The sequence below is a fragment of the Micromonospora sp. NPDC049114 genome, from assembly GCF_040648635.1.
Classification (GTDB): Bacteria; Actinomycetota; Actinomycetes; order Mycobacteriales; family Micromonosporaceae; genus Micromonospora.
Genome location: NZ_JBEZEA010000011.1, coordinates 1 through 25,574, shown reverse-complemented (window position 1 = coordinate 25,574; position 25,574 = coordinate 1). Strand labels below are relative to the sequence as shown.

Below are 25,574 nucleotides of genomic sequence, written 5' to 3'. Positions count from 1 at the left end.
CCCGCAGATCCCCGCCGGGCGCCCACAGGCCGCAGGACTCCGATTGGCCGTGCCCCTGCGTGACGAGCCCGTCTAACGTCGCCGGCATGGAGATCGCGCAGGCACAGCAGTTGTGGAAGCCGGAGCCCGGCTGGTTGAACACGGCCTCCTACGGGTTGCCGCCCGAGCCGGCCTGGACGGCGTTGCAGGACGCCCTGGCCGCCTGGCGGGTGGGCAGCACGTCGTGGGAGGGCTGGGGCGAGTCGGTGCAGCGCTCCCGCAGCGCGTTCGCCGGCCTGATCGGCGTGCCGGCCACCGACGTGGCGGTCGGCGCGACAGTCTCCCAGATGCTCGCGCCGGTGGCGGCGTCCCTGCCGGCCGGCGCCACAGTTGTCGTTCCGGAGGAAGAGTTCACCTCGAACCTGTTCCCCTGGCTGGTGCAGGAGGAGCGCGGTGTCACGGTCCGCACGGTGCCGGCGGACCGGCTGGTCGACGCGATCGACGCCGACACCTACCTCGTCGCGTTCAGCCTGGTGCAGTCGGCCGACGGCTCCGTCGCCGCGTACGACGAGATCGTGGCCGCGGCCCGCGCGCACGACGCGCTGGTGGTGGTGGACGCGACCCAGGCGTGCGGATGGCTGCCGTTCGACGGCAGCCGGGCCGACGTGGTGTCGGTCGGCGGCTACAAGTGGCTGATGAACCCGCGCGGCACCGCGTACACCTATCTCGCCCCCGCGCTGCGCGAGCGGCTGCGCCCGGACGCGGCCGGTTGGTACGCGGGCCGCGACCCGTACGCCTCCTACTACGGCCCGCCGCTGCGGCTGGCCGATGACGCCCGCCGGTTCGACATCTCGCCGGCCTGGTTCAGCTGGGTCGGCGCCGCGCCGGCGATGGAGCTGATCGCCGAGATCGGCGTGCCGGCGATCCAGGAGCACGACGTGGCGCTGGCCAACCGGTTCCTGACCGGCCTGGGCCGGCCACCGGGGGACAGCGCCATCGTCGCCGTCGACGTGGCCGGCGCGGAGCAGCGTCTCGCGGCGGCTGGCATCCGGGCGGCGGTGCGCGCCGGGCGGGTCCGCGCCTCGTTCCACCTCTACTCCACCGAGGCCGATGTGGACGCCGCCCTGGAGGCGCTGGCGGGGTGACGCGGCTCAGGCCAGGTGGCCGCCGATCTTCGTGTACCCGCGCAGCAGGTCACGGGAGATGATCAGCCGCTGCATCTCGTCGGTGCCCTCGAAGATGCGGTAGAGCCGGACCTGCCGGTACCAGCGCTCGATGGGCAGCTCCCGGGTGTAGCCCATGCCGCCGTGGATCTGGAGCACCCGGTCGACCACCCGGTTGACCATCCCGGCACCGTAGAGCTTGCCCATCGACGAGGCGTGCCGGGGGTCCAGGCCCTGATCGACGGTCCACGCCGAGCGCAGCACCAGCCAGCGGGCCGCCTCCAGCTCGGTCTCCGAGTCGGCGATCATCCACTGGATGGCCTGGTTGGTGCCGATCTTCGCGCCGAACGTCTCGCGGGTGTTGGCGTGGTCGATCGCCATCTGCAGCACCCGCTCGGCGATGCCGATGGCGTGCGACGGGATGGTGTAGCGGCCCTTGCCGATCCACTCCATGCCGAGCGTGAAGCCCTGCCCGATCTCGCCGAGGATGTTGCGGTGCGGCACGCGTACGCCGTCGAAGATCAGCGACGCGGGCCCGCCCTCGCCCATGGTCTGGATGAACTCCGAGCGCCAGCCCATCGACCGGTCCACCAGGAACGCTGTCGCGCCGCCGTTGCGGGCGCCCCTCTCCCGGTCGGTCACCGCGACGACGATGGCGAAGTCGGCGTCGTGGCCGCCGGTGATGAAGGTCTTCTCGCCGTCGAGGATCCAGTCGTCGCCGTCGCGGCGCGCGGAGAGCCGGATGTTGGCGGCGTCCGAGCCGGCGCCCGGTTCGGTGATCGCGAAGCAGGACCGCCGCTCACCCTCGATCGTCGGGATGAGGAATTCCTGCTTCTGCTCCTCGGTGGCGTGGAACAGGATGTTGTCCGCCTCGCCGCCGAAGCGGAACGGCACGAACGTGTGGCCCAGCTCCGTCCAGATCAACGACTGCAGGACGGCCGGCAGGTTCATCCCGCCGTACTCCTCGGGGGTCGCCAGGCCCCAGAAGCCGAACTTGCGCGCCTTGAGTTGCAGCTCGCGCACCTCGGAGTGGTCCAGGCCCGGCTGGTGCGCCCGCTCGCGGCGCAGCACCTCCGCCTCCAGGGGCATCACCTCGCGGCGGATGAACGACCGGACGGTGTCCCGCACCGCCCGCTCCTCGTCGGTGAGCGAAAAGTCCACGGTGGTCCTCCTGGCGTCGGCGCGGCCGGTCACCCCTAAACTAGCGGTGTAAGTTTTGATGCGTCCAGACCCCTGTGCCGCCGACTCGCGAGGAGCGCAGTGCCCCGACCCCGCCAGCCCCGGCTCACCCGGCAGCTGATCGTCGACACCGCCACGGCGCTCATCGACGCCGAGGGTCTGCCCGCGCTCTCCACCCGTCGACTCGCCGCCGCGCTGGGCGTGCAGGGCCCGTCGCTCTACAACCACTTCGCCACCAAGGACGAGATCCTCGACGCGGTCGCCGACGCGGTCACCGGCACCGTCGACACCAGCGGCTTCGCCGGCCGGGACTGGGCCGGCGCGCTGCGCGACTGGGCCTGGTCGTACCGGCGGGCGCTCACCGCGCACCCGAACATCGTGCCGTACCTCGCGCAGGGTCCGGGCCGTCGGCCGGCCGCCCTCGCCATGGCCGACGCGGTCTACGGCGGCCTGGTCCGCGCCGGGTGGCCACCGGCCCGCGCCACCCACATCGGCGCGGCGCTGCGCTACTTCGTGGCCGGCTCGGCGCTCGGCTCGTTCGCCCGCGGCTTCGTCGAGGACCCCGAGCTGTACGCCGCGCACTACCCGCACCTGCGTCAGGCGCACCGGCTCGCCGAGCACCAGCAGAGCGTGGACGAGGGCGCCTTCGCCCTCGGCCTGGACGCGCTGCTGCACGGGCTGGCCGCCGAGTACGCCCGCACCGTCGGGGCGGTGGAGTCCGGGCGGCCCAGCGGGTAGCGTCCAAACTCCCAGCGCTAGTTTCACCGCCCGCCGCGACCCCTGTCGCCTCCGCCCGTCGCCCACCCCGGAAGGGACGCCATGGACCTCGCCGCCCCGCCGTCGCTGCTGCCCGACGCCCTGCGCCTCCGGCGCCACCTGCACATCGGCGGCGAGTGGACGTCTCCCGCCGGCACCGACGTGATCGACGTGGAGAACCCGAGCACCGGCGAGCTGATCGGTCAGGTGCCCGCCGGCACCGCGGCCGATGTGGACGCCGCCGTCGCCGCCGCCCGCGCCGCCTTTCCCGGTTGGGCGGCCACCGCGCCCGCCGAACGCTCCGCGTACCTCGACCGGCTGCACGCCGCGCTCGCGACGCGCGCCGACGACCTCGCCCGCACCATCGCCGTCGAGCTGGGCGCCCCGCTCAAGCTCGCCACCCGCGTGCAGGTCGCGCTGCCGCTGATCGTGCTGCGCGACCACGTGGCGCTCGCCGCCCGACCGCCGGTCGAGGAGACCATCGGCAACTCCCTGGTCGTACGCGAGCCGATCGGCGTGGTCGGCGCGATCACCCCGTGGAACTACCCCCTGCACCAGGTGATGGCGAAGGTCGCGCCCGCGCTCGCCGCCGGCTGCACGGTAGTGCTCAAGCCCAGCGAGCTGACCCCGCTGACCGCGTACCTGCTCTTCGACGCGGTCACCGAGGCCGGTCTGCCGCCGGGGGTGCTCAACCTGGTCCCCGGCACCGGCGCGACGGTCGGCGAGGCGCTCGCCGGGCACCCCGACGTCGACCTGGTCTCGTTCACCGGCTCCACTGCCACCGGCACCCGGATCATGCGACTCGCCGCCGACCGCATCGCCCGGGTCGCGCTGGAGCTGGGCGGCAAGTCCGCGAACGTGATCCTCGACGACGCCGATCTGGCCACCGCGGTCAAGGTCGGCGTCGGCAACGCCCTGATGAACTCCGGCCAGACCTGCACGGCGTGGACCCGGATGCTGGTGCACCGCGACCGGTACGCCGAGGCGCTCGACCTGGTCGCGACGACTGTGGCCGGCTACCGCGTCGGCGATCCGTTCGACCCGGCCACCCGCCTCGGCCCCCTGGTCTCCGCCGCCCAGGCGACGCGGGTGCGCGGCCACATCGAGCGGGCCCTCGCCGACGGCGCCCGCCTGGTCGCCGGTGGCCCGGACGCCCCGGTGCCGGCTCGGGGGCACTTCGTCGCCCCGACCGTCTTCGCCGACGTGCACCCGGACAGCGCGCTCGCCCAGGAGGAGGTCTTCGGCCCGGTGCTCGCCGTTCTCCCGTTCGACGACACCGACGAGGCCGTCGCCATCGCCAACAACTCGCGCTACGGGCTGGCCGGCGCGGTGTGGTCCGCCGACCCGGAGGCGGCGCTCGCGGTGGCGCGGCGGCTGCGCACCGGGGCGGTCGACATCAACGGCGCGGCGTTCAACCCACTCGCGCCCTTCGGCGGCTACAAGCAGTCCGGCCTGGGCCGGGAGCTGGGCGTGCACGGGCTCGCCGAGTTCTGCGAGCTGAAGGCGATCCAGCGATGAGCGGCACCGAGCCGGCGAGCGGGCCGGGAGTGGGTGCCGAGCTGGCGGGCGGGTCGGCGATGGGTGCCGAGCAGGCCGGCGGGTCGGTCCCCGTCCGCGCGCTTGTCGCGCGCGGGCGCGGGGCCGAACTGCGGGTCGAGCGGGTACGCCTGCCCGCGCCCGGCACCGGCGAGGTGCGGGTGACGATCCGGGCGGCCGGCGTCTGCCACTCCGACCTGTCCATGGTCAACGGCACCCTGGCCGCGACGTTCCCGCTGGTGCTCGGGCACGAGGCGACCGGCGTGGTGGCCGAGGCAGGGCCGGGCACCCGGCTGCCCGTCGGCACGCCTGTGGTGCTCAACTGGGCGCCCGCCTGTCGGGCCTGCTGGTGGTGCCGGCACGACGAACCCTGGCTCTGCGCCGCCAACACCGCCCCGACCGTGGCGCGCGGCGAGACCGAGGACGGTGTCCCGCTGCACCTCACGCTGGGTCTCGGCGCGCTTGCCGAGGCGGTGGTGGTGCCGGAGAGCGCCGTCGTGCCGATCCCGGCCGGGTTGCCAGCCGAGCAGGCGGCGCTGCTCGGCTGCGCGGTGCTCACGGGCGTCGGCGCGGTCGGCAACACCGCCCGGGTCGCGCCCGGCGAGTCGGTCGCCGTCATCGGGCTCGGTGGGGTCGGGCTCGCCGTTCTCGCCGCCGCCCGCCGGGCCGGCGCGACGACGATCCTCGCCGTCGACGTGGCCGAGGCGAAGCGGGACCTGGCCCTCGCCGCCGGAGCCACCGACTTCCTGCTCTCCGACGACCGGCTCTCCAAGGAGGTGCGGGCGCGCACCGAGGGCCGCGGCGTCGACCACGCCTTCGAGTGCGTCGGGCGGGCCGCCACGATCCGGGCGGCGTGGCGTCTCACCCGGCGCGGGGGAGCGGTCACCGTGGTCGGCATGGGCGCGAAGGACGACATGGTCAGCCTCGGCGCGCTCGACATCTTCCACTCCGCCCGTACGCTGCGCTCCTCGGTGTACGGCTCGTCCGACCCGGACCGCGAGGTGCCGGTGCTGGCCACCGAGCTGGCCGAGGGCGCACTGGATCTGGGCGTGCTGGTCAGTGGCACGGTCGGGCTGGACGAGGCGCCCGCCGCGTTCGACCGGTTGGCGCGGGGCGAGGGCGCCCGCTGGGTGGTGACACTCGACTGAGCCGAGCAGGCTCACCCGGCGGCGATCTCCGACCGGCGGCGCCGGCCGGAGATCAGTTTCGCTCAGAAGGGTGGTGTGTCCTCGCCCATCAGCGCCAGTACGACGCCACCCCTTCCGCTCTTGAGGCTCTGGACCACGACCTTGCCGGTGCTGCCGTCGGGCAGCTCCAACGTGAAGGTCTTGCCGACCGCGTTCTTGGGGCCATTGCCGGCGCTGTTGGCGGGCCGGAAGTCGCCTGCCCACGGCCGGGTCCCACCTTTGCGGGCGGGCTCGGCGAAGAGGGCGGCGGTGCCAGGGGTCCTGGTGCCGTCCGAGGAGAGAAGCACTGAGGCGCTGCGATAGGTAGCCATATGCGCCAAGGCTATCCCGGAGTGCCGTTCGCGGCAGATGACGGCGCGTGCCCATGTCGATCGCCACCGGCCCGGACGCCTTTGTCGCTGGCCTGCGCCACAGGGGTCACGCGGCGGCGCCGAGCACCCACTGTCTGGTCTCGGCGATGAAGTCGGCCGGGAAGCCGAGACTGAACCCGGTCGCCGTCTCCAGCCGCAGGACCAGTTCCGGTGGCAGCGTGACCGCGGTGCAGCCCAGGTTGTCCCGGAGTTGTTCTACGGTCCGCGCACCGATGATCGGCAGCACGCCGCTGCGTTGGCGGGTCCAGGCGAGGGCCACCTGCGCCGGGGTGACGCCCAGCTCGCCGGCGACCTCCTGCACGACCCGCGCCACAGTGAGGTCGCGGTCGCCGATCGTGTCCCGGCTCAGCCGCGTCCTCTCCTGCGGTGCGCCGGCGTTGTACTTGCCAGAGAGCACGCCGCCGCCGAGCGGGCTCCAGGCCGTCACTGTCATGCCGTACGCCTCGGCCATCGGCAACAGTTCCCGCTCGGCGTCGCGGTTGATGAGGCTGTACGGCACCTGCAGGCCGGCGAACGGGGTCCAGCCGCGCCACTCGGCCAACGTGTTCGCGCGGGAGACCACCCAGGCAGGGGTGTCCGACACCCCGACATGAAGAACCTTGCCGGCGGTGACCGCGTCGTCGAGCGCCCGGACGGTCTCGTCGATGGGCGTGCGCTGGTCCCAGATGTGCACCCAGTAGACGTCGATGTGGTCGGTGCGCAGCCGGCGCAGGCTTGTCTCCAGCGACAGCCTGAGGTTCTTGCGGTGGCTGCCGCCGCCGTTGGGGTCGGCCGGATCACGGGTCACCGTGTACTTCGTGGCCACGACGAACCTGTCGCGTCGCCCGGCGAGCAGCTCGCCCAGCATCTCCTCGCTGGCGCCACCGCGGTAGTTGATGGCGGTGTCCACGATGTTGCCGCCGGCCTCGGCGTAGATGTCGAGGATGCGTCGGCACTCCTCGATGGGCGCACCGACGCCACCCTGTTCACCGAACGTCATCGCGCCGAGTACCAACTCGGACACTCGCAGCCCGGTCCGCCCGAACGTCGTGTACTTCACGCGAACACCTCCGCCGGCTGCCCGGCCAGCTCGTCGCCGGAGACGTCGTGCAGGTGTCGGTGGGGTGCCCAGCGGTGCCCGGGCGGGTCAAGGAACTGCGCGGTGCGGTCCGCAACCTCGGTCATCGCCCGACCATACGCCGTGTCTGGTCAGCGTGTCCAGACGTCCCACACGGTACGCTGCGACACGTGATGGCCCGACGTGACGAACCTCAGCAGAGCCGCGCCGAGCTGCGGGAACGTGTCTTGACCGCCCTTCGCGAACTGCTCCGCGAGCGCACCTTCGACACGCTGAGCGTGGCCGACATCATCACCGCCGCAGGCGTCTCGCGGGCCAGCTTCTACTTCTACTTCGCCGGCAAGCAGGCGGTGCTGGCCGAGCTCGTACGTCGGGCGGTCGGTGCCGGCCACGAGGCCGCCCAACCGTGGGTGCAGGCGACGGCCGACCCGCGCGAGACGCTGCGAGCGGGTATCGACGCCGGTGCCGAACTCTGGCTCGCCAATGCCGCCGTGCTGCGCGCGATCGTGGAGACCTGGGCGTCCGACCCGCAGCTGCGCGAGCTGTGGCTGGGCCAGATGGAGACGTTCACCGACGCCACGATCGCGCGGATCGAGGCCGATCGGCGGGCAAACCCCGCCGTCGCGGCCCGGCTCGACGGTGTCGACGTGCAGGCGCTCGCCGCATCGCTGACCTGGACCGGCGAGCGGCTCTACTACCTGGCCGCGTGCGGGGTGCCGCCGTTCGACGACCGGGCGGTGCTGGTCGACACGCTCACCCACCTGTGGGTGTCGGCGCTGTACGACTGACGCGGTACCGACGACCGGGAACCCCTCTCGTGCATCTGCCGGTCGCGTGGTTTGATCACGACGTCGATGCGGAAGGGGCACGATGGGGCGCAGCGCGATCATCTTCCACGGGACCGGCGGCAACCCGGACGTGGTGTGGTACCGCTGGTTGGCGCAGCGGCTGGAGGCTCGGGGCTACTCCGTCGAGATCCCGCACCTTCCGGGCATCAACGTCGAGCCGATCGCGACGTTCCTGCCGACAGTGCTCGACGGGCACCGCTTCGACGAGGACACCGTCCTGGTGGGCCACTCCGGCGGCGCGGCCCTGCTGCTGGCGCTCCTGGAGCATGTCGAGGTGACCGTCGCCCAGGCGATCCTGGTCGCCGGCTACTGCACCCGGCCCAACACCAGCGAGGAACCGGTGCTCCAGGAGAGCTACGACTGGGCCGCGATCCGGTCGCACGTGCGGGACATCTTCTTCATCAACTCCCGCGAGGATCCGTACGGCTGCGACGACCGCCAGGGACGCGCCATGTTCGAACGGCTCGGCGGCACCCAGATCGTGCGCGACGACGGGCACTTCGGGGACTACAACCAGCCGTACGAGCGGTTCGAGCTGCTGGACCGACTCATCCCCTGACGTTCGTCACATCCGCGCCCGCAGCACGTCGACCTCGCAGCCGGGCGCCGAGGGGTCGAAGCCGTGCTCGGCCAGCCAGCGGACCGCCAGCAGGCTGCGCAACGACCACCACGCCCGGATCACGTCGAGGTCGACGTCGGTGCCGTAGCCGGCCACGACGTCGACCAGGTGCTCCTCGTGGCCGAGAGTCAACGTGGCGAGGTCGAACAGGGCGTCGCCCCGGCCCGCCTCGGACCAGTCGAGCACGCCGGTGACCTCGTCACCGTCGACGAACACGTGGGCGACCTGCAGGTCGCCGTGCGTGAACACGGGTGTCCACTGCCGTAGCGCTGCCTCGGCGACGTGGCGGTTGCGGGTGACCAGGTCGGCGGGGAGAACCCCGTTCGTCACGAGCCACCCGCACTCGTCGTCGAGCTGCGTGGCCACCTCGTCGAGGCTCCGACCGGGCCAGGGCGGCAGCGGCGCGTCGTGCAGCGCCCGTACGGTGGCGCCCGCCGCGGCCCACGCCGTCGACGGTGCGGTCGACGGCTCGCCGAGGCGGCCGAGCGCCCTGCCGCGCAGGGCGGCGAGCGCGAGCACTGGCGGGTTGTGCCACAGGACCTCCGGGGTCGGCACGGGCGCCATCGCCATCGCCGCCACCTCGACGTCGGCGTGATCCGGATCGGCGTCGATCTTGAGGAAGACGTCGCCGACGCGCACGGTCGCCCGCTCCTGGTGGGCGACGACGACCTCGATCTCCTGCACGCCGGCAATTGTCGCGGGTTCGACCACCGACGCCCCAGCGGTTTTCCGCCTGCCCCGGCGGGGCCGTGGAGTCGTTGCGTTCGCGAAATACCTAGCAGTACTATGCATCGTACTTCTAGGGTTGGGTGGGAGGTCTCGTGAAGGTCGCTAAGGATCTGGTGGCCGCTTCGGCGACACCGATGGTGCTCGGCATCCTGGCCGAGGGGGAGAGCTACGGCTACGCCATCCTCCGGCGGATCAACGAGCTGTCCGGCGGTGAGCTGGACTGGACCGAGGGGCTGTTGTACCCGCTGCTGCACCGGCTCGAGCGTCTGGCCTATGTGGAGGCGAGCTGGCAGTCGGTCGCCGGTGAGCGCAAACGCAAGTACTACCGGATCACCGACCGGGGCCTGGCCGAGCTGGCCGAGCAGCGCCGACAGTGGGACACCGTCGTGGGCGCGCTCAAGGAGATCTGGCACGACCGTACGCCGCTGACCGTGCGTCCGCTGGAGGGCCTGGCATGACGGCGCACGACGGGCCCGAGGAGCTGGAAGCGCAGTTCGCGCAGTGGCGTCGCTACGTGCTCCGGCGTCGGGAGCTGCAGTCGGTGGACGCCGACGAGTTGGAAGACCACCTCCGTGGCTCGGTCGACGAACTCGTCGCGGCGGGTCTGAGCTCGGACGAGGCGTTCCTGGTCGCGGTCAAGCGCATGGGCAGTCTCGACGAGCTGTCCCGCGAGTTCGCCCGCGAGCATTCGGAACGGCTCTGGAAGCAGCTCGTGCTGACCGGCGACTCCGGTGCTCCGGCCGCCGGGGCGCGTTCCCGGCGGGACCTGTGGGTGATGCTCGGCGCGGCGGCCGGCGCGGTGGCGTCGGTCAAGGTGCCGGAGCTGTTCGGGCTGACCTTCGACGATGACGGCTCGTTCTACACGCGCAACTTCACCCTGTTCGCGCTGCCCTGGCTGGCGGCGTTCCTCGCCTGGCGTCGCAGAGCCCGGCCGGCGGTGATCGTGGCGCTGGTGGCGCTGTTCGTGCTCGGCGCGGTGGCCGCCAACGTCTACCCGCTGGCGGGCGACTCGCAGTCCTTTGTCGTCACCAGCGTCCACCTGCCGATCGCGCTGTGGCTCGTGGTCGGTCTTGCCTACGTCGCCGACGACTGGCGCTCATCGCGTCGACGGATGGACTTCATCCGCTTCACCGGCGAGTGGTTCATCTACTTCGTGCTGATGGCCCTCGGCGGTGGCGTGCTCGCCGCGTTCCTGTTCAACACCTTCGCGGCCATCGGGATCGTCCCGGAGGCTTTCGTCTCGCAGTGGCTCCTGCCCTGCGGCGCGGCGGCCGCGGTCGTGGTGGCCGGGTGGCTCGTCGAGGCCAAGCAGAGCGTCGTCGAGAACATCGCGCCGGTCCTCACGCGACTGTTCACCCCGCTCTTCACCGCCGCCCTGCTCGCCTTCCTCGTCGCCGTCGTCTGGACCAGCCACGGCATCGACGTCGAGCGCGAGGCGCTGATCCTGTTCGACCTCCTGCTCGTCGTGGTGCTGGGGCTGCTGCTCTACTCGCTCTCGGCCCGCGATCCGCTGGCCCCGCCCGGCGCGTTCGACAAGCTTCAGCTCGCGCTCGTGGTCAGCGCGCTCGCCATCGACGTGCTGGTGCTGGTGGAGATCACCGGGCGCATCACCGACAACTACGGCGGCACCCCCAACCGGGCGGCGGCGCTCGGCGAGAACGTGATCCTGCTGGTCAACCTCGCGTGGTCGGCGTGGCTCCTGCTGAGCTTCCTCCGTCGGCGTACGCCCTTCGCCGCCCTGGAGCGGTGGCAGACCGGCTACCTGCCGGTGTACGCCGCGTGGGCCTGGATCGTGATCCTCGTCTTCCCGCCGCTGTTCAGCTACGCCTAGGGGATCAGCCAGGTCGTCAACGGGATCTGGTGGAAGCTGTGGACGGGCGTGCCGTGGCGTGACCTGGCCGCCCGTCCCGGCGAACACCCAGCCCGATCCTCGTCGCCGCTGTCAGCCGGCTCAGCTGAGCGGGACCGGCCTTCATCCGGCGTCGATGAGGGACCAGTCTTGAGGAAATACGGCGTGCAGCAGGTCGGTGATACTGGCCGGTGGGAAGTCCGGCCAGGAGCGCTGCGGGTCGTGCCGTCGGTTGAGACGTCGGTCAAGGAAACGCTGCGTACGGACGAGTCCCTCGGTCGCCTCACCGACGCTGAGCGAGCCGTCCTGCACTGCCACGGCGTACTCGTCGAGATCCAGGACCCGGTAGGGGTGGTCGCCGGGTCCGACGATCACGTCGATCCACAGGTCGTCGACAGTGACCACGTCCCCATGATCGATGACTCGGACCAGGTCGCAGTACCACCAGCCCTGCTGCTCGGGTGGGAACAGGACCGGCTGATTGATCTGGAACCCATCATCGAGCAGTACGAAGCTGCGCTGCTCGTACGGTCGATTGTCGAGGTGAAATCCCCAGTCGTAGACGATGGCGTCGCCAAGACGCAGCCCCGCCGCGCGCAGCTTTCCGTCACGCACCACGGTCACCGGCGTCGCTGCACGCTCGGAAGCATCAGTCACACGCAGCAGCTTCGCTGGTCGACGACCCGACGCTCAACCGTTTTCGGGACCGACCAGCCCTGATCGCTGCGCCGGGCGATGTGCGGCTCGTCCGACCCGGACGGGAAGGGTCTCCATCAACCACGTGGTTGACAGCGTGACACACAGATGCTGGACTATCAACCAACCACTTGGTTGGGAGGATGGTGGAGGATGACCGAACGGCTCGATCGCCGGCAGGCGCTCATTCACGCGGCGTTCTCGGCGATCGCCGAGGAGGGCTTCGAGGGGTTCCGGTTGCGGCCGATCGCCGCCGCGGCCGGCATCGACCACTCCACCCTGCACCACTACTTCCGGACCAAGGCCGACCTGATCGCCGCAGTGCTCGAGCACGTGACCAGCCAATTCGAGGCGACGATGCACAACGACCTGGAACCCGCAGCCCGCTTACGGCAACACCTCAGCGAGATCGCCACCGCTGTCGCGCAACGGCCCGAGTTGTTCATCGTGCTGGACGAGCTCGATCTTCGGGCTCGACGTGACGAGTCCACCGGGGCCGACATCGAACGCGACGAACAGGGTTGGCGGGACGCGCTCGCGGCGATCTTCACCGAGGGCGTCGCGCGACACGTCTGGTCGGTGAACCTCGACGTCGCCGCCAGCGTCGAGCTGGTGATCGCCACCGTCAAAGGCATTCGTCTGCGGCCCGACAAGGCCGAGTCGGTAGTCAACCAACTCTGCGACCTCTTCGCACCAGAGAGCCACACCCATGACTGACGTGCTGATCGTCGGCGGAGGCATCGGCGGCCTCGCCCTCGCCCAGGGTCTGCGTAAACACGGCATCACCGTCGCCGTGTACGAGCGGGACCGACGCCGCGACGACCGGGTGGACCGCTACCGGCTCGCGATCAACCCGGCGGGCAGCCGGTCGCTGCGTGCCTGCCTGCCCGACCCGCACTGGCAGGCGTTCACCGACACCGCGGGCCGGCCCGGCGGCGGTTTCGGCTTCCTGGGCACGGACCTGCGCACGCTGGTGCTCGTGGAGGACTCGGTCATGTATCCCGACGATCCCGACCCCGCCGAACGGGCCTATCCGGTCGACCGTCACACGCTGCGTGGGGTTCTCCTCGACGGACTCGACGACGTCGTCCACTACGACAAGGCATTCGAGCGGTACGAGCTCGCCGCTGACGGTCGCCCCACCGCGCGCTTCGCCGACGGGACGGCCGCCACCTGCGACGTCCTGGTCGGTGCCGACGGGATCAACTCCCGGGTGCGGGCGCAGTACCTGCCGACCGCCACTGCGCGAGACGCCGGCGCGGTCGGCGTCGGGCTCAAGCTGCCGCTGAACGACGACACCCGGGCCTGGTTGCCCGCCCGGCTGGCCGAGGGCATGAACCTCATCGTGACCGGTGCGCCGTACTTTTTGTTCACGTCGGTGTTCGAACGCCAAAAGCCGGTGGGGGACGACTACCTGCTGTGCGCGTTCGTCGCCCGCAACGACCTGTTCCCGTCGCGTCCGGAGCGCCTCGACGGCCCCCAGTTGAAGGCGTACGTCGCCGGGCTCATCACCCACTGGCATCCCGCGCTCCGCCACCTGATCGACAGGTGCCCACCGGGCGATGTGAGCGCGTTCCCCTTCCAGGCGTCCGACCGTCCGGCGCCCTGGGCGCCCTCGCGGGTCACCGTGCTCGGCGACGCCGTGCACGGGATGCCGCCCGCCGGCGGAAACGGCGCCAACACCGCCCTGCGCGACGCCGCCCTGCTCACCCGCCAGTTGTCGCTGGCCGACGGCGGCCACCTGCCGCTGCTGGACGCGATCGGCGAGTACGAGGCCGAGATGCGCGAGTACGGATTCCACAGCGTCGACCTGGCCATGAGGACCCTGCGCCAGGGCCTGATGAGCAACCCGGTCGCCGTGGGTCTGACCCGTGGCTGGTTCAGCCTCTGCGGCATCGCGTCACCGCTGCGCCGGATGACGTTCGGCGCGAGCTGGGCCACGATCAGCGCTCCCCGCCAGTGGGAGCGCGCCGGCGCCAGCCGGCCGGGCTGACCCGCTCGACCGGCCCGGGGCGAGGGCGAACGTCCGACGGTCACCCCGCACCGGCGATCCTGTCGGTGCGGGTCGGCAGGATGGCGTCATGGGTTCACGTCTGGGCACTGTCGTCGTCACGGGTGCCGCCGGTCGCATTGGTTCGGCGGTCTGCCGTCACCTGCGCGACGAGGTGCGCCGCCTCGTCCTGGTCGATCGGGTGCCCGTTCTGGGACACCACGGCCGGGGCGCGGCTCGGCTATCTGCCGGTGGACGACGCGGAGGTTTTCGCCGACGGAGTGCCCGGTTCGCGCGACCCGGTCGACCCCGCCGCCCGGCAGGGCGGCGCCTTCACCGACGCCGCGTACTCGCTGCGGCACGTCCGGGCGGACGAGCCGTCCTGGTGAGCCGAGCATCCACCAGCGTGCCGCCGGCCCACCCGCCACGGGTGGGCCGGCTTCTTCTCACTTGCCGGTGACGATGCCCGGGTTGATGCACAGACCCGGGTTGGCGCCGTTCTTCTCGGCGATCTCCAGGCAGCGGGTGACCTTGTCGACCTTCGCGTTGGTCTCGGTGATCTGCTTGGAGATCTCGGCGTTCTTGCGGTCCTGCTCCAGGTTGCGGGTCTGGGCGAGCTTGTCCTGGAACGCCTTGATGTTGCCCTCGGTCTTGTCGTCGTGGTTCACCCGGGTGATGGTCACCGAGAGGATGTCCACGTCGCTGGCGAGGCGGGTGTCCGCGCTGGTCTTGATGTTCGCCGCGAACGGCTTCAGGTCGACGTTGAGGTCACCGGTCCGCGCGTCGATCTTCTCCAGCGGGTTGTACGCGGCGAAGGCGTCGTTGACCGCGCTGTCGAGCTGCACACCCACCCGCTGGCCCCGGAAGCTGTCGAAGTCTCCCTTGTAGTCCATGAACTGCTTCGGCGCGTTCTCCGGCCTGACCTGCCACTCGATGAGCACCTCGACGCAGGCGTCGGCGAGCGTGCCGGTGCGGACGCGCACGCAGTTGTTGCCACCGATGTGGTCGTACTTCTGCCGGCCGGCGTCCCACTCGCCGACCTTCTGCCAGGGGGCGACCCACTTCAGGCCGGAGCCGGTCACCTTGCCGGTGGGCTTGCCGAAGCTGGTGACGATGCCGACCGAGCGGATGGGCACCGAGTGGGCGCTGGAGGTGACACCGACCAGCAGGGTGAGGGCGAGAAAGACGAGCGTCGCGAGGGCGGCCATCCGCTTCAGGGGCCGCGCGGGGGCGACGAGTGCCAGGACGGCGCTGACCGCCAAGGCGACGGCGAAGACGATCGCCATGGTGAAGCCGACGGGCATGGGGTGGGAACCTTCCGCTGGGCTGTGTGGATCATCAACCTAGGAGGTTGGGTCAAGTCGGCCGGACAGGGGAGTGGGGTTCGCGTACGTCCCCTGCTCGCCGAATGTGGAGTCCATCGACATGGTTCGACTCGCGGGGCCGGTCGTAGGTTTCCTCCACGCGACGGCCCTGTGACCACGGTCACCGAATCGACCGTCGCCGCGACCGTGCGGAGGATGAGGCGATGGCCGGGCAAGCGCTCCTGTCGGCCCGCGGGCTGACCCGGGACTTCCGGGGCTTCCGGGCGGTCGACGAGGTCGACCTGGACGTCGCCCCGGAGAGCGTGCACGCGCTCGTCGGCCCCAACGGCGCCGGCAAGACCACTCTGTTCAACCTGCTCACCGGGTTCCTCACGCCCAGCGGCGGGCGGATCGAGTTGGCCGGGCGGGACATCACGGGGCTGCCGCCGGAGCGGGTCGCCCGGCTCGGCATGGCCCGTTCGTTCCAGATCACCAGCCTCTTTCCGCAACTGTCCGCCCGCGAGCACGTCGCGCTGGCGTTGCAGTCCTCCAGCGGGCTGGGCTGGCGGTTCTGGCGTTCGGCGAAGCTGCTGGACCGCTACACCGAACGGGCCGACGAGCTGCTGGCCGAGGTGAGGTTGGCCGAGCTGGCGCAGGCGCCGTCGGCGGCGCTGGCGTACGGCCGCAAGCGGGCCCTGGAGCTGGCCATCGCTCTCGCGCTGGACCCGAAGGTGCTCCTGCTCGACGAGCCGACCGCGGGGATGGGCCTGGAGGACGTCGACCGCACCGTCGACCTGATCAGCCGGATCCGCGCGGGCCGGACCGTGGTGCTGGTCGAGCACAACATGAGCGTGGTCGGCCGGCTCGCCGACACCGTCACCGTCCTACAGGCCGGCACGGTCCTCGTCGAGGGCCCGTACGAGCAGGTCCGCGCCGACGAGCGCGTGATCACCGCCTATCTGGGAGCCGCCGATGCTGCGCATTGACAACCTCTCCGCGTTCTACGGCGAGGCGCAGGTGCTGCGGGAGGTCGGCCTGGAGGTCGCCGCCGGCGAGGTGGTCACCCTGGTGGGCCGCAACGGCGCCGGCAAGTCCACCCTGCTGCGCTGTGTGATGGGGCTGCACTCCGGCCAGCGCGGCACGGTGGAGCTGGACGGGCGGGACATCACCAGGCTGCCCGCGCACCGGCGGGCCCGCCTCGGGCTGGGCTGGGTGCCCGACGACCGGGGCAGCTACGCCACCCTGACCGTCACCGAGAACCTCACCCTGCCCCCGACCGTCGGCCCCGACCCGTGGCCGCTGGAACGGGTGTACGAGGCGTTCCCCGCCCTGTACACCCGGCGCGACTCGGCGGCCACCATGCTCTCCGGCGGCGAGCAGCAGATGCTCGCGCTGGCCCGGGTGCTGCGCATGGGCGCCCGGCTGCTGCTCTGCGACGAGCCCACCGAGGGGTTGTCACCGCTGCTGGTGCGGCAGGTCGGCGACCTGCTGCGCGAGGCCAAGCGGCACGGGGTGACCGTGCTGCTCGTCGAGCAGAACCTGCACTTCGCCACCGGTGTCGCCGACCGGCACTACCTGCTGGCCGAGGGACGTGTCGCCGAGGCGATGGACAACTCCGAGGTGCGCTCGCGCGAACGCGAGCTGCTCGCGTACCTCGGGATCTGATTCTTTCCAACGACGAGCCGCGCGACGGCGCGCGGCATGGATGGAGTGGGCATGCGCAGGACGGTGGGTGTGGCCGCGGCGTCGGCCGCGGTGCTGCTGGTCGCCGGTTGCGGCGGCGGTGGACCCCAGGCGGGCGGCGATCAGAAGCTGACCGGCGACAAGATCGTGCTGGGCGTGCTCAACGACCAGTCCGGGGCGTACTCGGAGTTGTCCGGCAAGAACTCGGTGACGGCTGTGGAGATGGCCATCGCCGACTTCACCGCGAAGTACGGCGACAAGGCGGTGACCAGGAACATCACCGTGGAGACCGCCGACCACCAGAACAAGCCGGACGTGGCCAACTCCAAGGCCCAGGAGATGTACGACCGCAAGGGCGTCGACCTCATCCTGGACGTGCCCACCTCGTCGGCCGCGCTGAAGGTCGCCGACGTGGCCAAGGAGAAGAAGAAGCTCTACTTCAACATCGGCGCGGCGACGACCGACCTGACCGGCAAGAGCTGCAACAGGTACACCTTCCACTACGCCTACGACACGTACATGCTGGCCAACGGCACCGGGAAGACCACCACCGAGCAGATCGGCAAGAACTGGTACATCCTCTACCCGAACTACGCCTTCGGTCAGGACATGGAGAAGAGCTTCTCCACCGCGATCACGGCGGCCGGTGGGACTGTCGTCGGCAGGGACGGCGCACCGTTCCCGAACACCAGCGGCGACTTCTCCACCTTCCTGCTCAAGGCGCCGACGCTGAACCCGAAGCCGGACGTGCTCGGCACCATGCAGGCCGGCGCTGAGCTGGTCAACGTGGTGAAGCAGTACAACGAGTTCAAGCTGCGCGACAAGGGCGTCGGCCTCGCGGTGGGGCTGATGTTCCTCACCGACATCCACTCGCTCACCCCGGCCGCGCTGGCCGGCACCACGTACACCGACGCCTGGTACTGGAACTTCGACGCGAAGAACCGGGAGTTCGCCGACCGGTTCCAGCAGAAGGCCGGCACGCGGCCCACCTTCGCGCACGCCGCCAACTACTCGGCGGCGTTGCAGTACCTGGAGGCGGTGCAGGCCGCCGGCACCGACGACGCGGACGCCGTGGTCAAGGGCCTGGAGGGTAAGACCATCGAGGACGTCTTCCTGCGCAACGGCAAGATCCGCGCCGAGGACCACCGGGTGGTGCACGACGCGTACCTGGCCCAGGTCAAGCCGCAGGCCGAGGTCACCGAGCCGTGGGACTACGTCAAGGTGCTCAAGACGATCCCCGCCGCGGAGGCGTTCCGCGCGCCCTCGGCGGACTGCAAGCTGTGAGCGGCTGGCTGTGAGCGGCTTCGCGCAGAACACGTTCAACGGGCTGGTGAGCGGGGCGTTCTACGCCCTGCTCGCCCTCGGGCTCGCCGTCATCTTCGGCATGCTGCGGGTGGTCAACTTCGCGCACGGCGCGTTCTACATGCTCGGCGCGTTCGGCGCGTACGTGCTGCTCACCGAGGTGGGAGTGCCGTTCTGGGCGGCCCTGGTGATCATGCCGGTGGGGCTGGGTCTGCTCGGCATGGCGTTGGAGCGCGCCGTTATCCACCGGCTGACGAAGCTCGACCCGCTCTACAACTTCCTGCTCACCTTCGGCCTGACGCTGATCCTGCAGGATCTGGTGAAGTTGCGCTACGGCGTGCAGTCCAGCCCGTACGAGACCCCGTCGCTGTTGAGCGGGTCGGTCAACTTCGGGCTCTTCGACTTCCCGACCTACCGGGTGTTCATCCTCGGCTTCGCGGTGCTGCTCTGCGTCGCGGTGTGGTGGGTGCTCACCCGCACCCGGATCGGGATGGTGGTCCGGGCGTCCACCGAGCGGCCCGACCTGACCCGCGCCTTCGGCATCGACGTCGGGCGGTGGGTGACACCGGTCTTCGGCTTCGGGATCGGGCTGGCCGGTCTCGCCGGCGTGCTGGCCGCTCCGATGCGCGCGGTCAACCCGCTGATGGGGGCCGACCTGATCATCGTGGTCTTCGCGGTGGTCGTGATCGGCGGGCTGGGCTCGATCTTCGGTTCGGTCGCCGCCGGTTTCGGTATCGGCCTCGTGCAGGCGTGGGGTGAGGCGTACCTGTCCGCCTTCCCGATCGTCTCGCAGACCATCGTCTTCGTCGTGATGGCCGGCGTGCTGCTCTGGCGCCCGGCCGGCCTGTTCGGTCGTGAGGAGGCTCCCGCATGACCAGCACCGTGGACACTGCCGCCGACGCGTCCCGTACGACGCCGCCGTCCGGGTTGATCGCCGTGGCCCGGGCTCCCGGCTGGGTGCGGTACGCGCTGCTCGCCGTCGGACTGGCCGTCGCGGCGTGGCTGCCCAACGGCCTCTATCCGGCGGTCGCGGTGGACATCCTCTGCTGGGCGCTGTTCGCCGTCGCGGTGGACCTGCTGCTGGGCTTCACCGGGCTGATGTCCTTCGGGCACGCCGCGTTCTGGGGCACCTCGGCGTACGTCACGGGGTTGGTGGCCATCCACGCCGGCCTGCCGTTCCCCCTCGCCGTGCTGGCCGGTGCGCTCGCCGCGGCTCTGCTGGCCGTGCCGATCGGCTACCTGGCGGTCAAGCGCACCGGCATCTACTTCGCGATGGTGACCTTGGCCTTCGCGCAGATGGTCTACTACGTGGCCAACGAGTGGCGCTCGGTGACCCAGGGGGAGAACGGCCTGCAGGGCGTGCCCCGTTCGTTCTTCGGGCTGGACCTGACCGACGACTACTACTTCTACTACGCGATCCTGCCGATCGTGCTGCTCGGCCTGGCCGCCGCCTGGCGGATCGTGCACTCGCCGTTCGGCCGGGTGCTCGTCGGCATCCGGGACAACCCGGCCCGCGCCCGTGCGCTGGGCTACCCCGTGCACCGCTACAAGCTCACCGCGTTCGTGCTCTCCGGGTTCATCGCCGGGCTGGGCGGCGGGCTGTTTGCGGTCGGCCACCGGTTCGTCTCGCTGGACGTGCTGCACTGGACCACCTCCGGCAAGGCGGTCATCGTGGTGGTGCTCGGCGGGATCGGCACGCTCTGGGGCGGGGTGCTCGGCGCCGGCATCGTGGTCCGGCTGGAGGACTGGTTGTCGTTCTCCGGGTTCGAGGCGATCGGCCTGGTGACCGGCGGGATCTTCGTCCTTGTCGTGGTGCTGTTCCGGCGCGGCATCTGGGGGACCGTGGCCGACCTGGCCCGGCGCCTGGCCGTCACCCGCCGCGGATAGCTCTGGCGTGCGTCGGTGGCCTGGGCGACGAGCCCGGGTCGCCGGCTCGGCCTCTTCGCCGCCAGGCCGGTCATGCGCTCCTGCCAGGGAGTTTGCAGCCCTCTCGGCCAGCGGTGCAACCGATCGTAACTTTTTGGACACGGTGGTCGTCGAAGGCGCGAGGGGTCGTTACCCACGGGGGCGGCGACCCGACTACCATCCAGCCCACTATGACCATAGAGCGCATCCGTCGGCTCGCCACCGACGTACCGGCCGATCACGTCGCGCCCCAGCGGACCCCCCTGCCGAACTGGCTCCTCTTCCCGGGCCTGGCCCTGCTGGCCGTCTCGCTCGCGGCGTACGGCGCTTTCGTGCGCGACCGCCCGTTCCGGGGGACGGACTTCAACATGTACCTCGGGGCCGCCCACGCGTTCCTCGATGGGCAGCCCGTCTACCAGCTCGGGTACACCACGCTCGCCCTTCCGTACACCTATCCGCCGATCACCCTGCCGTTCCTGACGCCGCTGACGCTGCTCGATCCGCGGACCGCGCTCACCGTCATGAACATCGTGGGTATCGCAGCGATCTTCCTCGCCCTGTGGTTCACCACCACGATGCTCGGCTACGAGGGCACCCGGGGCCGGCTCGGTCTCGTCGCCGCCGTCGGCGCGGTGCTGCTCTGGACCGAGCCGCTGCAGCGCAACCTCGACCTCGGCCAGATCAACATCTTCGTGCTGCTGCTGGTCGTGGCGGACCTCGCCCTGCCCGGCCGGAGCCGGTTCAAGGGCGTCGGCATCGGCGTCGCAACCGCGACCAAGCTGCTGCCCGGACTCTTCGTGGTCTACCTGCTGCTCACCCGGCGAATCCGGGCCGCCATCGTCGCGACCGGCACCTTCGCCGGGCTCACGCTGCTGGGCGCGATCATCCAGCCGGGCGGCTCGTACGACTACTGGCTGACCGGGCGGGCGTTCGACTCGCACCGAGTGCTGATGTCCTCCGGTCCGCGGTACGGCGGCAACCAGTCCCTGCAGGGGTTCACCGCCCGACTGCTCGAAACCGACCAGCAGAACACCATCTGGTGGATGCTCTCCGTCGCGGTCGTGCTGGTCGGTGGCCTCGCCCTTGCCACCGCGCTTCAGCGGCACGGCGAGGAAGCGATGGCCATGGTCGTCGTCGGCTTCACCATGCTGCTCATCTCGCCCATCAGCTGGTCGCACTACTGGCTCTGGATCGGCCCGATGGCGGTGGTGTTGATCGACGTAGCGCGTCGCTCACACGGCGCGGCACGTCTGGTCGCCGGCATCGTCGCGATAGCCGCGATCGCGCCGTTTCTCATGTGGCCGGGCCCCTATTACGGCGGACTCTCCCCGCGCGGCCTGATCTGGCAGGCTAACCGGTTTGACGGGCTGGCCCAGCGGTTCGCGGTTGATCCCTACGTGTCGACGACGCTGGTGCTCTTCACGCTCGCCGCGTTGTGGCTGTACTGGCGGTCGCGTGCGGAACGGACGGTCCTGCCGCCCGTCGGCACCGCAAACCCATGATCAATTCCCTACGGCGACAGCGGCACGGAACCGCCGCGAACACCAGGAGACGTCGATGACGCAGGCGATGGACGAGCACGCGGTCGCAGCGCAGACCACCGAGCCGATGCGGGCTGGTCAACGCGCGGACCTGCCCCAGCAGGCCGGCGTGGTGGCGCCGGCCGTCGAGCGGGCGGCGGGCGGGCGGCGGCCGCGCCTGCTGGTCCTCGACGGACTGCGCCTCGGCGCTGCGCTCATGGTCGTCGCGTACCACCTCATCGGTGACAAGGTCGGTGCGTGGCAGCCCTCCGCCGCGTCCCACTTCGGGCTGCTGCACTCCGTCTCCAAGTACGGCTTCCTCGGCGTGCAGCTCTTCTTCATCATCAGCGGCTTCGTCATCTGCATGAGCGCCTGGGGACGTTCCGTCGGTGACTTCTTCGTCTCCCGCGTCGTCCGGCTATACCCCGCTTACTGGTTCGCTGTCCTGGTGGCCGCCGCCGTGCTCGTGGCCGTGCCGAGGGGTGTCGACCTCAAGCTCCGCGACGTGGTGGGCAACCTGACGATGATGCAGGAGTTCCTCGGCATCCGGCACCTCGACCTGTCGTACTGGACGCTCACCGTCGAGATGATCTTCTACCTCCTTTTCGCCATCCTCGTGGCGCGCGGCCTGACCTACCGCGGTGTGGTCGCCTTCTGCGCCATCTGGACCGTCGCCTCGCTGGTCGTGCCCAAGTTCGGCAGCGCGTGGTTCAGCGCCGTCGTGGCGGCTGGCTACTCCAGCTACTTCATCGCGGGCATCGCCCTCTACCTCATCTACCGGTTCGGCCCGAACCTGCTGCTGTGGTCGATCGTCGGCCTCTCCTTGCTGATCGCGCTGACCCGGCTGCCCAGCCTGGCCCAGGCCCGCGACGTCGCCTTCGCGCCGACGGCCGTCATCGTGACAGCCTTCGTCGTGGTGATGGCAGCGGTCGCTCTCAACTTCTTCTCCTGGGTGAAGTGGGGCTGGGTCGCGACGGCCGGTGCCATGACCTACCCGCTGTACCTCATTCACCAGACGGTCGGGCTCGCCGTCATCGACCGGCTCCAGGACCACCTGTCGCCGTGGTTGCTGATCACCACGCTGATCGCCGCTCTGCTGATCGCCGCCTGGCTGATCCACCGGTTCATCGAACGGCCCGCCGCTCGCTGGATGAAGCGGCAGCTCAACGACTCGATGCGCCAATTGCGGACCACGCGCTGACATCGGGGCCCACGCGCTGACTGTGCCGGCGGCGCTGAAGGACGCACAAACGCTCGGCCGGCGCCTCGACGGGGGCGCCGGCCGGCGTCGTCGGTGGGCTGCGGGTGCGTCACGCAGTTGCCGGCAAATCCCGCGACGGCGCATCCACCGTGCGTCGTTTCAACGAACCCCCGGGTAGAGAACGCCTACCCGGGGGTACGTCTGGTGCTGACCCATCCGATTCCGGCCGACGCCGTACAGACCGCGCACAAGGGTGTCTTCTTGGCGGCCGAGGACCTGGACGGTAACCGTGTCGCCACGTTGATGCTGGAGTTGGCCGACGAGTGGGGCGTGCCGGCGCTGTGGGAGCAGGTGTGCCGGCCGCTGCTGGCGAGGCTCTCGGGGCGTACGGCCGCCGAGATCGCCGTCGAGCATGCCCTCTCCGAGGGCGTCCGGGTGGGGCTGGACGTGCACCGGCGCGAGCCGGGCCGGTCACTGCCCACCGGCGGTGTGCTGCTGGCCGGCGCCGAGCAGGAGGCGCACAGCCTCGGCCTGCACGCGCTCGCCGCCGCCCTGCGGGAACAGGGGCGCGGCTGCCTTCACCTCGGCCCCGCGCTGCCCTGGACCGCGTTGACAAATGCGGTTTACCAGGCCCGCCCGCACACCGTCGTGCTCTGGTCGCAGACGCCGGTCACCGGCCGCGCGTACCGTCTGGTGCGCTTCGCCCGGGACTTCCCGCGCCTGCGGGTGTACGGCGCGGGGCCGGGTTGGATCGAGCCGCTCGCCGCGCCGGCGGTCCACCTGGACGCGCTGCCGGACGCCGTCGCCGCCTGCCTGGACACCACGCGACCTCGCTGAACCTCGGCGGGTGTGTCCCGGGCCGACCCGTCGTGTCCCCCGATCGGGGTGCGGACCAGACGTGATGCGCACCACATACGATACGGATCGGTTCCGTATCGTTAATGCCCGCCCGTAGGCTGTTCGCGTTACGAGTCTGGCCCGTATCGTATTGCGTGACGGGTGCAACCGGGGGGAGAACCGGGCATGGAACTGCACGAGAACACGGGACACCCGAGGAGGTGGGCGATCCTGGGGGTGCTGGTGATCAGCCTCCTCGTCGTCGTCCTCGACAACACGATCCTCAACGTCGCCCTGCGCACCCTGGCCGACCCGGTCCACGGCCTCGGGGCCAGCCAGGGCGAGCTGGAGTGGTCCATCAACTCCTACACGCTTGTCTTCGCCGGGCTGCTGTTCACCTTCGGGGTGCTCGGAGACCGCGCCGGCCGCAAGCGCTTCCTGATGATCGGGCTGGCGCTGTTCGGCCTGGCGTCGCTGCTCTCCGCGTACGCTGACAGCCCCGCGCAGCTCATCGCGGCCCGCGCCCTGATGGGGGTCGGCGGCGCGGCCATCATGCCGGTGACGCTCTCGATCATCTCCAACGTGTTCGACCCGCGTGAGCGCGGCCGGGCCATCGGCGTCTGGGCCGGCGCGGTCGGCCTCGCCGTGGCGATCGGCCCGATCCTCGGCGGCACGCTGCTGGAGCACTTCTGGTGGGGCTCGGTCTTCCTGATCAACGTCCCGGTGGTCGTCGCCGGCGTGATCCTGGTGGCGCTGCTCGTCCCCGAGTCGCGTGACCCGCGCCCCGGCCGCGTCGACCTGCTCGGCGTCCTGCTCTCCGTTGTGGGCCTGGTCGCCCTCTCCTACGGCATCATCGACGGTGGCGAGCACGGCTTCGACCGTCCGGTGGCCTGGGGCTCGATCCTGGTGGGCCTCGCCGTGCTGGCCTGGTTCGTGCGGCACGAGCTCCGTTCCGACCACCCGTCGCTGGACGTCCGGCTGTTCAAGGTGCCGCGCTTCGCCGCGCCGGTCGCGATCGTCGGCCTGGTGTTCTTCGCCGCGATGGGCGTGATGTTCTTCAGCTCGTTCTACCTGCAGTTGGTCCGCGACTACAGCCCGCTGCAGACCGGCCTGCTCTTCCTGCCCTTCGCCGGCGCCCAGCTGATCTTCGCGCCGCGCAGCGCCGCGATGGTCCGCCGCTACGGCGGCCGGGCGGTCGCCGCCGTGGGGCTGGGGCTGACCGTGGTGGCGCTTGCCGCGTTCGCCTTCATCGGGGCGTCCACCCCGATCTGGATCGTGCTTGTCGTCTTCTTCATCCAGGGCGTCGGGATGGCCAACATCATGCCGCCGGCAACCGAGTCCATCATGTCGGCGCTGCCCCGCGAGAAGGCCGGCGTGGGCTCCGCGGTGAGCAACACCGTCCGCCAGGTGGCCGGCGCGCTCGGCGTGGCGGTCCTCGGGTCGGTGCTCTCCGCGGTCTACCGCAGTGACGTGGGCGACGCGCTGACCGGCCTGCCCGCGCAGGCACAGGACGCGGCCAACGAGTCGATCTCCGGGGCGTACGCGGCTGCCGGCCAGCTCGGTCCGGCGGCGCCGACGCTGATCTCGGCGGCCAACGACGCCTTCGTCACCGCCATGCACTGGGCGGCGGCGCTGTCCGCGATCGTCGCGGCCCTGGGCATGCTCGTGGTGCTGCGGTGGATGCCGGGTCGCGAGGCCCTGGCTCCGGCGTCGGCGGCCCCCGCCGCCGAGCCCGAGTTGGCCGGCACGGCCTAGGTTCGGCGACAATGTCGGACATGACGTCCACCGCCGAGGGGGCGCGGGGGGCCCGGCGCGCGCCGCGCGATCCCCCCGCCCTGGGCCTGAAAGAGGGGCCCACAGCGC

At 71.0% G+C, this 25,574-nt stretch carries 27 protein-coding genes; 20 read left to right on the top strand and 7 right to left on the bottom strand.

Annotated elements, in window-relative coordinates; all coding sequences use genetic code 11:
* Positions 1–86 precede the first annotated feature (86 nt).
* On the top strand, positions 87–1,124 hold the full coding sequence (locus AB0B39_RS25710; RefSeq protein WP_357497591.1) for an aminotransferase class V-fold PLP-dependent enzyme: 1,038 nt from the start codon (positions 87–89) through the stop codon (positions 1,122–1,124).
* A 6-nt stretch (positions 1,125–1,130) separates the two neighbouring features.
* On the opposite strand, the gene AB0B39_RS25705 is transcribed toward AB0B39_RS25710, so the two are convergent.
* A complete protein-coding gene (locus AB0B39_RS25705; protein WP_357575614.1) occupies positions 1,131–2,303 on the bottom strand; it encodes an acyl-CoA dehydrogenase family protein in 1,173 nt (390 codons plus the stop codon).
* A gap of 99 nt (positions 2,304–2,402) precedes the next feature.
* Here AB0B39_RS25705 and AB0B39_RS25700 point away from each other — a divergent pair, with 99 nt between their 5' ends.
* The 3 genes from AB0B39_RS25700 (at position 2,403) to AB0B39_RS25690 (ending at position 5,761) form a co-directional block, all read left to right on the top strand.
* Positions 2,403–3,059, top strand: a complete 657-nt coding sequence (locus AB0B39_RS25700; protein ID WP_234583538.1) for a TetR/AcrR family transcriptional regulator C-terminal domain-containing protein — start codon at positions 2,403–2,405, stop codon at positions 3,057–3,059.
* A gap of 81 nt (positions 3,060–3,140) precedes the next feature.
* Complete coding sequence (locus AB0B39_RS25695; protein ID WP_357575613.1) at positions 3,141–4,595, top strand: aldehyde dehydrogenase family protein; 1,455 nt, start codon at positions 3,141–3,143, stop codon at positions 4,593–4,595.
* A gap of 59 nt (positions 4,596–4,654) precedes the next feature.
* Positions 4,655–5,761, top strand: coding sequence for a zinc-binding dehydrogenase (locus tag AB0B39_RS25690; protein ID WP_357575684.1), 1,107 nt, complete (start codon positions 4,655–4,657; stop codon positions 5,759–5,761).
* Positions 5,762–5,823: 62 nt separating this feature from the next.
* Here AB0B39_RS25690 and AB0B39_RS25685 read toward each other — a convergent pair whose 3' ends face one another.
* From AB0B39_RS25685 to AB0B39_RS25675, 3 genes are all read right to left on the bottom strand, one after another.
* Entirely contained in the window at positions 5,824–6,111 is a 288-nt protein-coding gene (locus tag AB0B39_RS25685) for a hypothetical protein (protein ID WP_234583533.1), read from the bottom strand.
* A gap of 106 nt (positions 6,112–6,217) precedes the next feature.
* Positions 6,218–7,210, bottom strand: coding sequence for an aldo/keto reductase (locus tag AB0B39_RS25680; protein WP_357575612.1), 993 nt, complete (start codon positions 7,208–7,210; stop codon positions 6,218–6,220).
* The gene (locus tag AB0B39_RS25675; RefSeq protein WP_357497602.1) at positions 7,207–7,335 is read right to left on the bottom strand and encodes a hypothetical protein; all 129 of its coding nucleotides are present in this window, start codon (positions 7,333–7,335) and stop codon (positions 7,207–7,209) included. The genes AB0B39_RS25680 and AB0B39_RS25675 overlap by 4 nt, the downstream gene beginning before the upstream one ends.
* A 66-nt stretch (positions 7,336–7,401) precedes the next feature.
* Between AB0B39_RS25675 and AB0B39_RS25670 the strand changes: the two genes are divergently transcribed.
* Together AB0B39_RS25670 and AB0B39_RS25665 are read left to right on the top strand one after the other, a co-directional pair.
* Positions 7,402–8,016, top strand: a complete 615-nt coding sequence (locus AB0B39_RS25670; protein ID WP_357497813.1) for a TetR/AcrR family transcriptional regulator — start codon at positions 7,402–7,404, stop codon at positions 8,014–8,016.
* Positions 8,017–8,098: 82 nt separating this feature from the next.
* Complete coding sequence (locus tag AB0B39_RS25665; RefSeq protein WP_357575611.1) at positions 8,099–8,635, top strand: alpha/beta hydrolase; 537 nt, start codon at positions 8,099–8,101, stop codon at positions 8,633–8,635.
* Positions 8,636–8,641: 6 nt separating this feature from the next.
* On the opposite strand, the gene AB0B39_RS25660 is transcribed toward AB0B39_RS25665, so the two are convergent.
* The gene (locus AB0B39_RS25660; RefSeq protein WP_357575610.1) at positions 8,642–9,379 is read right to left on the bottom strand and encodes an aminoglycoside phosphotransferase family protein; all 738 of its coding nucleotides are present in this window, start codon (positions 9,377–9,379) and stop codon (positions 8,642–8,644) included.
* 137 nt (positions 9,380–9,516) lie between these two features.
* On the opposite strand from AB0B39_RS25660, the gene AB0B39_RS25655 reads away from it, so the two are divergent.
* Both AB0B39_RS25655 and AB0B39_RS25650 read left to right on the top strand, forming a co-directional pair.
* The gene (locus AB0B39_RS25655) at positions 9,517–9,882 is read left to right on the top strand and encodes a PadR family transcriptional regulator (RefSeq protein ID WP_234583526.1); all 366 of its coding nucleotides are present in this window, start codon (positions 9,517–9,519) and stop codon (positions 9,880–9,882) included.
* A complete protein-coding gene (locus tag AB0B39_RS25650) occupies positions 9,879–11,255 on the top strand; it encodes a permease prefix domain 1-containing protein (protein WP_357575609.1) in 1,377 nt (458 codons plus the stop codon). Before AB0B39_RS25655 ends, AB0B39_RS25650 begins: the two co-directional genes overlap by 4 nt.
* Positions 11,256–11,396: 141 nt before the next feature.
* On the opposite strand, the gene AB0B39_RS25645 is transcribed toward AB0B39_RS25650, so the two are convergent.
* Positions 11,397–11,930: a DUF402 domain-containing protein gene (locus AB0B39_RS25645; RefSeq protein WP_357575608.1), complete on the bottom strand. Its 534-nt coding sequence runs from the start codon at positions 11,928–11,930 to the stop codon at positions 11,397–11,399.
* Positions 11,931–12,122: 192 nt separating this feature from the next.
* On the opposite strand from AB0B39_RS25645, the gene AB0B39_RS25640 reads away from it, so the two are divergent.
* The 3 genes from AB0B39_RS25640 to AB0B39_RS25630 all read left to right on the top strand — a co-directional run bounded on the left by AB0B39_RS25640 (position 12,123) and on the right by AB0B39_RS25630 (position 14,348).
* On the top strand, positions 12,123–12,686 hold the full coding sequence (locus tag AB0B39_RS25640; protein WP_357575607.1) for a TetR/AcrR family transcriptional regulator: 564 nt from the start codon (positions 12,123–12,125) through the stop codon (positions 12,684–12,686).
* Positions 12,679–13,962, top strand: coding sequence for an FAD-dependent monooxygenase (locus tag AB0B39_RS25635; RefSeq protein WP_357575606.1), 1,284 nt, complete (start codon positions 12,679–12,681; stop codon positions 13,960–13,962). The genes AB0B39_RS25640 and AB0B39_RS25635 overlap by 8 nt, the downstream gene beginning before the upstream one ends.
* Before the next feature lie 80 nt (positions 13,963–14,042).
* On the top strand, positions 14,043–14,348 hold the full coding sequence (locus AB0B39_RS25630) for a hypothetical protein (protein ID WP_357575605.1): 306 nt from the start codon (positions 14,043–14,045) through the stop codon (positions 14,346–14,348).
* A 57-nt stretch (positions 14,349–14,405) separates the two neighbouring features.
* On the opposite strand, the gene AB0B39_RS25625 is transcribed toward AB0B39_RS25630, so the two are convergent.
* A complete protein-coding gene (locus AB0B39_RS25625; RefSeq protein ID WP_234583518.1) occupies positions 14,406–15,263 on the bottom strand; it encodes an SPFH domain-containing protein in 858 nt (285 codons plus the stop codon).
* A 224-nt stretch (positions 15,264–15,487) separates the two neighbouring features.
* Between AB0B39_RS25625 and AB0B39_RS25620 the strand changes: the two genes are divergently transcribed.
* The 9 genes from AB0B39_RS25620 (at position 15,488) to AB0B39_RS25580 (ending at position 25,466) form a co-directional block, all read left to right on the top strand.
* The gene (locus tag AB0B39_RS25620) at positions 15,488–16,249 is read left to right on the top strand and encodes an ABC transporter ATP-binding protein (protein WP_357575604.1); all 762 of its coding nucleotides are present in this window, start codon (positions 15,488–15,490) and stop codon (positions 16,247–16,249) included.
* On the top strand, positions 16,236–16,928 hold the full coding sequence (locus AB0B39_RS25615) for an ABC transporter ATP-binding protein (protein ID WP_357575603.1): 693 nt from the start codon (positions 16,236–16,238) through the stop codon (positions 16,926–16,928). The genes AB0B39_RS25620 and AB0B39_RS25615 overlap by 14 nt, the downstream gene beginning before the upstream one ends.
* 51 nt (positions 16,929–16,979) lie before the next feature.
* Entirely contained in the window at positions 16,980–18,230 is a 1,251-nt protein-coding gene (locus AB0B39_RS25610; RefSeq protein WP_357497622.1) for an ABC transporter substrate-binding protein, read from the top strand.
* A 10-nt stretch (positions 18,231–18,240) separates the two neighbouring features.
* On the top strand, positions 18,241–19,122 hold the full coding sequence (locus AB0B39_RS25605; RefSeq protein ID WP_357497624.1) for a branched-chain amino acid ABC transporter permease: 882 nt from the start codon (positions 18,241–18,243) through the stop codon (positions 19,120–19,122).
* Positions 19,119–20,135: a branched-chain amino acid ABC transporter permease gene (locus AB0B39_RS25600; protein WP_357497626.1), complete on the top strand. Its 1,017-nt coding sequence runs from the start codon at positions 19,119–19,121 to the stop codon at positions 20,133–20,135. Before AB0B39_RS25605 ends, AB0B39_RS25600 begins: the two co-directional genes overlap by 4 nt.
* Before the next feature lie 209 nt (positions 20,136–20,344).
* Positions 20,345–21,655 carry a glycosyltransferase 87 family protein gene (locus AB0B39_RS25595; RefSeq protein WP_357575602.1) on the top strand — a complete coding sequence of 437 codons (1,311 nt, stop codon included), beginning with the start codon at positions 20,345–20,347 and terminating at the stop codon, positions 21,653–21,655.
* 55 nt (positions 21,656–21,710) lie between these two features.
* On the top strand, positions 21,711–22,874 hold the full coding sequence (locus AB0B39_RS25590; protein ID WP_234583511.1) for an acyltransferase: 1,164 nt from the start codon (positions 21,711–21,713) through the stop codon (positions 22,872–22,874).
* Between the two features lie 204 nt (positions 22,875–23,078).
* Positions 23,079–23,711 (top strand): transcriptional regulator, encoded by a 633-nt coding sequence (locus tag AB0B39_RS25585; protein WP_357575601.1) that lies wholly within the window; start codon positions 23,079–23,081, stop codon positions 23,709–23,711.
* A gap of 186 nt (positions 23,712–23,897) precedes the next feature.
* Positions 23,898–25,466 carry an MFS transporter gene (locus AB0B39_RS25580; protein ID WP_357497632.1) on the top strand — a complete coding sequence of 523 codons (1,569 nt, stop codon included), beginning with the start codon at positions 23,898–23,900 and terminating at the stop codon, positions 25,464–25,466.
* Positions 25,467–25,574 lie beyond the last annotated feature (108 nt).

Coding starts and splice junctions, on each gene's coding strand:
- AB0B39_RS25710 (WP_357497591.1), top strand. CDS start 87: ATGGAGATCGCGCAGGCACAGCAGTTGTGGAAGCCGGAGCCCGGCTGG.
- AB0B39_RS25695 (WP_357575613.1), top strand. CDS start 3,141: ATGGACCTCGCCGCCCCGCCGTCGCTGCTGCCCGACGCCCTGCGCCTC.
- AB0B39_RS25690 (WP_357575684.1), top strand. CDS start 4,655: ATGGGTGCCGAGCAGGCCGGCGGGTCGGTCCCCGTCCGCGCGCTTGTC.
- AB0B39_RS25685 (WP_234583533.1), bottom strand. CDS start 6,111: ATGGCTACCTATCGCAGCGCCTCAGTGCTTCTCTCCTCGGACGGCACC.
- AB0B39_RS25675 (WP_357497602.1), bottom strand. CDS start 7,335: ATGACCGAGGTTGCGGACCGCACCGCGCAGTTCCTTGACCCGCCCGGG.
- AB0B39_RS25670 (WP_357497813.1), top strand. CDS start 7,402: ATGGCCCGACGTGACGAACCTCAGCAGAGCCGCGCCGAGCTGCGGGAA.
- AB0B39_RS25665 (WP_357575611.1), top strand. CDS start 8,099: ATGGGGCGCAGCGCGATCATCTTCCACGGGACCGGCGGCAACCCGGAC.
- AB0B39_RS25650 (WP_357575609.1), top strand. CDS start 9,879: ATGACGGCGCACGACGGGCCCGAGGAGCTGGAAGCGCAGTTCGCGCAG.
- AB0B39_RS25640 (WP_357575607.1), top strand. CDS start 12,123: ATGACCGAACGGCTCGATCGCCGGCAGGCGCTCATTCACGCGGCGTTC.
- AB0B39_RS25635 (WP_357575606.1), top strand. CDS start 12,679: ATGACTGACGTGCTGATCGTCGGCGGAGGCATCGGCGGCCTCGCCCTC.
- AB0B39_RS25630 (WP_357575605.1), top strand. CDS start 14,043: ATGGCGTCATGGGTTCACGTCTGGGCACTGTCGTCGTCACGGGTGCCG.
- AB0B39_RS25625 (WP_234583518.1), bottom strand. CDS start 15,263: ATGCCCGTCGGCTTCACCATGGCGATCGTCTTCGCCGTCGCCTTGGCG.
- AB0B39_RS25620 (WP_357575604.1), top strand. CDS start 15,488: ATGGCCGGGCAAGCGCTCCTGTCGGCCCGCGGGCTGACCCGGGACTTC.
- AB0B39_RS25615 (WP_357575603.1), top strand. CDS start 16,236: ATGCTGCGCATTGACAACCTCTCCGCGTTCTACGGCGAGGCGCAGGTG.
- AB0B39_RS25610 (WP_357497622.1), top strand. CDS start 16,980: ATGCGCAGGACGGTGGGTGTGGCCGCGGCGTCGGCCGCGGTGCTGCTG.
- AB0B39_RS25600 (WP_357497626.1), top strand. CDS start 19,119: ATGACCAGCACCGTGGACACTGCCGCCGACGCGTCCCGTACGACGCCG.
- AB0B39_RS25595 (WP_357575602.1), top strand. CDS start 20,345: ATGACCATAGAGCGCATCCGTCGGCTCGCCACCGACGTACCGGCCGAT.
- AB0B39_RS25590 (WP_234583511.1), top strand. CDS start 21,711: ATGACGCAGGCGATGGACGAGCACGCGGTCGCAGCGCAGACCACCGAG.
- AB0B39_RS25580 (WP_357497632.1), top strand. CDS start 23,898: ATGGAACTGCACGAGAACACGGGACACCCGAGGAGGTGGGCGATCCTG.